Annotated in this window: 4 protein-coding genes; 2 read left to right on the top strand and 2 right to left on the bottom strand. The window is 62.4% G+C overall.

Features of this window, described 5'->3' with window-relative positions:
- On the bottom strand, positions 1–549 hold a 549-nt coding region (locus ABWP92_RS16840; protein WP_353236555.1), incomplete at its 3' end, for a nitroreductase family protein.
- A 230-nt stretch (positions 550–779) separates the two neighbouring features.
- Positions 780–1,094, bottom strand: a complete 315-nt coding sequence (locus ABWP92_RS16835; RefSeq protein ID WP_353236556.1) for a DUF3579 domain-containing protein — start codon at positions 1,092–1,094, stop codon at positions 780–782.
- 329 nt (positions 1,095–1,423) lie between these two features.
- On the opposite strand from ABWP92_RS16835, the gene ABWP92_RS16830 reads away from it, so the two are divergent.
- Both ABWP92_RS16830 and argF read left to right on the top strand, forming a co-directional pair.
- Complete coding sequence (locus ABWP92_RS16830) at positions 1,424–2,638, top strand: aspartate aminotransferase family protein (RefSeq protein ID WP_353236554.1); 1,215 nt, start codon at positions 1,424–1,426, stop codon at positions 2,636–2,638.
- A complete protein-coding gene (argF, locus tag ABWP92_RS16825) occupies positions 2,635–3,558 on the top strand; it encodes an ornithine carbamoyltransferase (protein ID WP_353236553.1) in 924 nt (307 codons plus the stop codon). The genes ABWP92_RS16830 and argF overlap by 4 nt, the downstream gene beginning before the upstream one ends.
- Positions 3,559–3,725 lie beyond the last annotated feature (167 nt).

Genomic DNA, 3,725 nt, shown 5'->3' with positions numbered 1-3,725 from the left:
GAACGGCTTCTCATTGGAGCCAAAGGGCATCTGGGCGCGCATCCTCCACGATGCCGGAATGCCCCAGGTGGAGGCGACTTCCGCATCGATCAGCGGGCCATAGTGCTGAAGGCTCGCACCGATGCCCGCATCGGCCAGCGCGGTCCATACCGCAAACTGGGCCATTCCCGCCGAATGCTCCGAGAACACCGGGAAGTTGTCCGCATACAGCGGAAATTTCTCCTGCAGCCCCTTGAGGACATCCTGGTCCTCGAAGAAAAGAACCGAGCCGGCTCCCGCCGCAAAAGCGCTCATCTTGGCATCTGTCGCAGCGAATGCATCGGCGGGCACGATCTTGCGCAGCGTCTCGCGGGTGATGCTCCAGAGCTTTTCATGCGCGGCGCCGAAAAGGATGACCGCGCGCGAGCTTTGCGAATTGAACGAGGAAGGAGCCTGGCGGATCGCCTCGCGGATCAGCGCTTCGACCTGCGCCTCGGGAAGGGGAAGGTTCTTGCCGATGGCGTATTGTGTACGGCGCTTGGTAAACAGATGAATGGCGTTACTGGTCATGTGAACTCTTGTTGTTGAACCGAGGCCATCCTCCACTCCGCGAGTTGCCGCCGGATGCGCTGGATGGCCGGCAGCGAGTCTATTGCACCCGCGCGAAGCCTGCCCGACTCAGGGCAAGGAGCCTGGAATTGTCATGGGGATGCAACGCGAAGCCATGCCCCCGTCTTCCTGCGCGAGCCGGCCAGCCATACGGAAAAGAGGAAAAAGCAAAAAAGGAAAAGGCCTGGAATTCAGGCCTTTGGATCGGGAAGCAAGCATGCTTCGGCTATCTGGAGGTTGTTGTCTCTTGCGAAGTTGAGAACAAAGTCCCATGCCATGGGTTCGTACTTCTGCAACTCCCTGTTGACCACCACGCATTTCACGCCGTTCATGCTGGTGGGAATGCACCAGGGCGAGTAGCTCAGGTGGCTCCCCGGAGTCGAGCCGCCGGGCCTGAACTGGCTCATCACCCCCGCCAGCCGCTCCGCCCAGTCGCTGGGCCGGAAGGTTCTTCCCTCATGGGTGATACCTTGAATGAAGACTTCTTTTGCGTCGGAGGAAACCATTGGTGAGGCGTCTTGAATAATGAACCATGGCATCGTGCGCCACGTGCTCCGATTCTAACTCTTATATAAGAGATAAGACTGAATAGCAGCACAAAGGCCTTGAAAAATAAAAACGATGCATTGGTTTATGCAAACCATGCATACAAAACCCCATAAGCCTACCATCCGGCGCAGCTCTCGCCCATGATGCCGGCAGCCTGCGTCCGGCACGCATGACTGTGATGCGGAATACTCAACGAAGGCTTGTCGAGCAGCCCCTAAAATCACATCTCGTCCGGTTGGCCATCATGCCAGCCTTGTGTTTCCCAGCTATGTCAGGAGATTTCCGCATGACCGCTTTTGTCGAGGCCGCCTCGCCTCACGTGATGAACACCTATGGCCGCGTTCCAATCGCCTTGGACCGAGGACAGGGCGTGCGAGTGTGGGACGTGAACGGCAAGGAATACCTCGACGGTCTCGCGGGCATCGCGGTGAACACACTCGGCCACAACCACCCCAGGTTCGTTCCGGCGCTGCAGGAGCAGCTTGCCCGGTTGATCCACACCTCCAACTACTACCACGTGCCCGGCCAGGAAGAGCTTGCCAGGCTGCTGGTCGAACGCGCGAAGATGGACAACGTCTTCTTCTGCAACACGGGCCTGGAAGCCAATGAGGCCGCCATCAAGATCGCCCGCAAGTATGGCGTGGACAAGGGCGTCGAGAAGCCGGTGATCGTGGTGTACGAGCACGCCTTCCATGGCCGCTCGATCGCCACCATGACCGCCACCGGCAACCCCAAGGTGCGCGACGGTTTCGGCCCGCTGCTCGACGGCTTCCTGCGTGTTCCGGTGAACGACATCGACGCTCTGAAAAAGGCCACCGCGGGCAACCCCGATGTGGTCGCCGTGATGATGGAGCCCATCCAGGGCGAAGGTGGACTGCACCCGATGCGCGCCGAATACATGCGGCAGGTGCGCGAGCTGTGCGACGCCAACGAGTGGCTGATGATCCTCGACGAAGTGCAGGCCGGCATGGGCCGCACCGGCAAGTGGTTCGCCCACCAGTGGGCCGGGATCGTCCCCGACGTGATGTCGCTTGCCAAGGGACTGGGCTCGGGCGTGCCGATCGGCGCCGTGCTCGCGCGCGGCAAGGCATCTGGCGTGCTGCAGCCGGGCAACCACGGCACGACGTTCGGCGGCAACCCGCTTGCCATGCGCGCGGGCGTGGAAACCATCCGCATCATGGATGAAGACAGGCTGCTGCAGAACGCGGCGGATGTGGGCGCTCATCTCAAGGAAGCTCTCAAGGCCGCTTTCGCCGGCGAAAAGGGCGTGCTGGACGTGCGCGGCCAGGGCCTGATGATCGGCGTCGAGCTGGACCGTCCCTGCGGCGCGCTGATCACGCGCGGCGCCGAAGAGGCCGGCCTGCTGTTCTCGGTCACCGCCGACTCCGTGATCCGGCTGGTTCCCGCGCTGATTCTCTCGCGCGCCGAGGCCGATGAAATCGTGGCGCGCCTCGCTCCACTGGTCAAGAAATTCCTCGCTGAAGGAGCCACAAAGCAATGAAGCACTATCTGCAGTTTTCCGACCTGACGTCCGACGACTACAACTACCTGTTCTCGCGCGCGGCCATCATCAAGGGCAAGTTCAAGAGCTACGAGAAATACCACCCGCTGTTCGACCGCACGCTGGCGATGATCTTCGAGAAGGCCAGCACCCGCACGCGCGTGAGCTTCGAGGCGGGCATGTACCAGCTCGGCGGAAGCGTCGTTCACCTGACCACCGGCGACAGCCAGCTCGGCCGCTCCGAACCGATCGACGACAGCGCCAAGGTCATCAGCCGGATGACGGATCTGGTGATGATCCGCACCTTCGAGCAAAGCAAGATCGAGCGCTTTGCCGCCAACTCGCGCGTGCCGGTCATCAACGGGCTGACCAACGAATTCCACCCCTGCCAGATCATGGCCGACATCTTCACCTATATAGAGCATCGCGGCTCCATCACGGGCAAGACGGTGGCATGGGTCGGCGACGGCAACAACATGGCCAACACCTGGCTGCAGGCCGCCGAACTGCTGGACTTCACCGTCCACGTCAGCACGCCCAGCGGCTATGAGGTGGACGAGAGCCTCGCCTTCGGCGGCCGCACACCGCGCGCCGGCTGCTACAAGGTCTTCGCCGATCCCATGCAGGCCTGCAAGGGCGCGGACCTGGTCACCACGGACGTCTGGACCAGCATGGGTTACGAGGCCGAAAACGAAAAGCGCATGAAGGCCTTTGCCGACTGGTGCGTGGACTCGGACATGATGGCCGCCGCCAAGCCCGACGCGCTGTTCATGCACTGCCTGCCCGCGCATCGCGGCGAGGAAGTCATGGCCGACGTGATCGACGGCCCGCAATCGGTGGTGTGGGACGAAGCCGAGAACCGGATGCACGTGCAGAAGGCACTCATGGAATACCTGCTCCTGGGCCGCATCGAGGCCTGAGCGCAGCCGCCGGACCCAGGCCCGGCGCGCGCCATGACACGGCCTGCCCGCGCATCGCGCGGCAGGCCTTTTCTTCGCCCATTCCCGGCAGCCGGCACGCGCCCGGAATCCGTTCACGCGCTCAGAACGTGTTCACGATCTCCTCGCGCCGCGACAGCGGCTTTGCG

Source organism: Diaphorobacter ruginosibacter (assembly GCF_040396215.1).
Classification (GTDB): domain Bacteria; phylum Pseudomonadota; class Gammaproteobacteria; order Burkholderiales; family Burkholderiaceae_C; genus Diaphorobacter_A; species Diaphorobacter_A ruginosibacter_A.
Note: the sequence above shows the minus strand (reverse complement) of the source record. Positions and strands in the feature narration are given on the sequence as shown.

Bases quoted from the DNA above. Each gene is read 5' to 3' on its own strand.
- argF (WP_353236553.1), top strand. From the start codon at position 2,635: ATGAAGCACTATCTGCAGTTTTCCGACCTGACGTCCGACGACTACAAC.
- ABWP92_RS16835 (WP_353236556.1), bottom strand. From the start codon at position 1,094: ATGGTTTCCTCCGACGCAAAAGAAGTCTTCATTCAAGGTATCACCCAT.
- ABWP92_RS16830 (WP_353236554.1), top strand. From the start codon at position 1,424: ATGACCGCTTTTGTCGAGGCCGCCTCGCCTCACGTGATGAACACCTAT.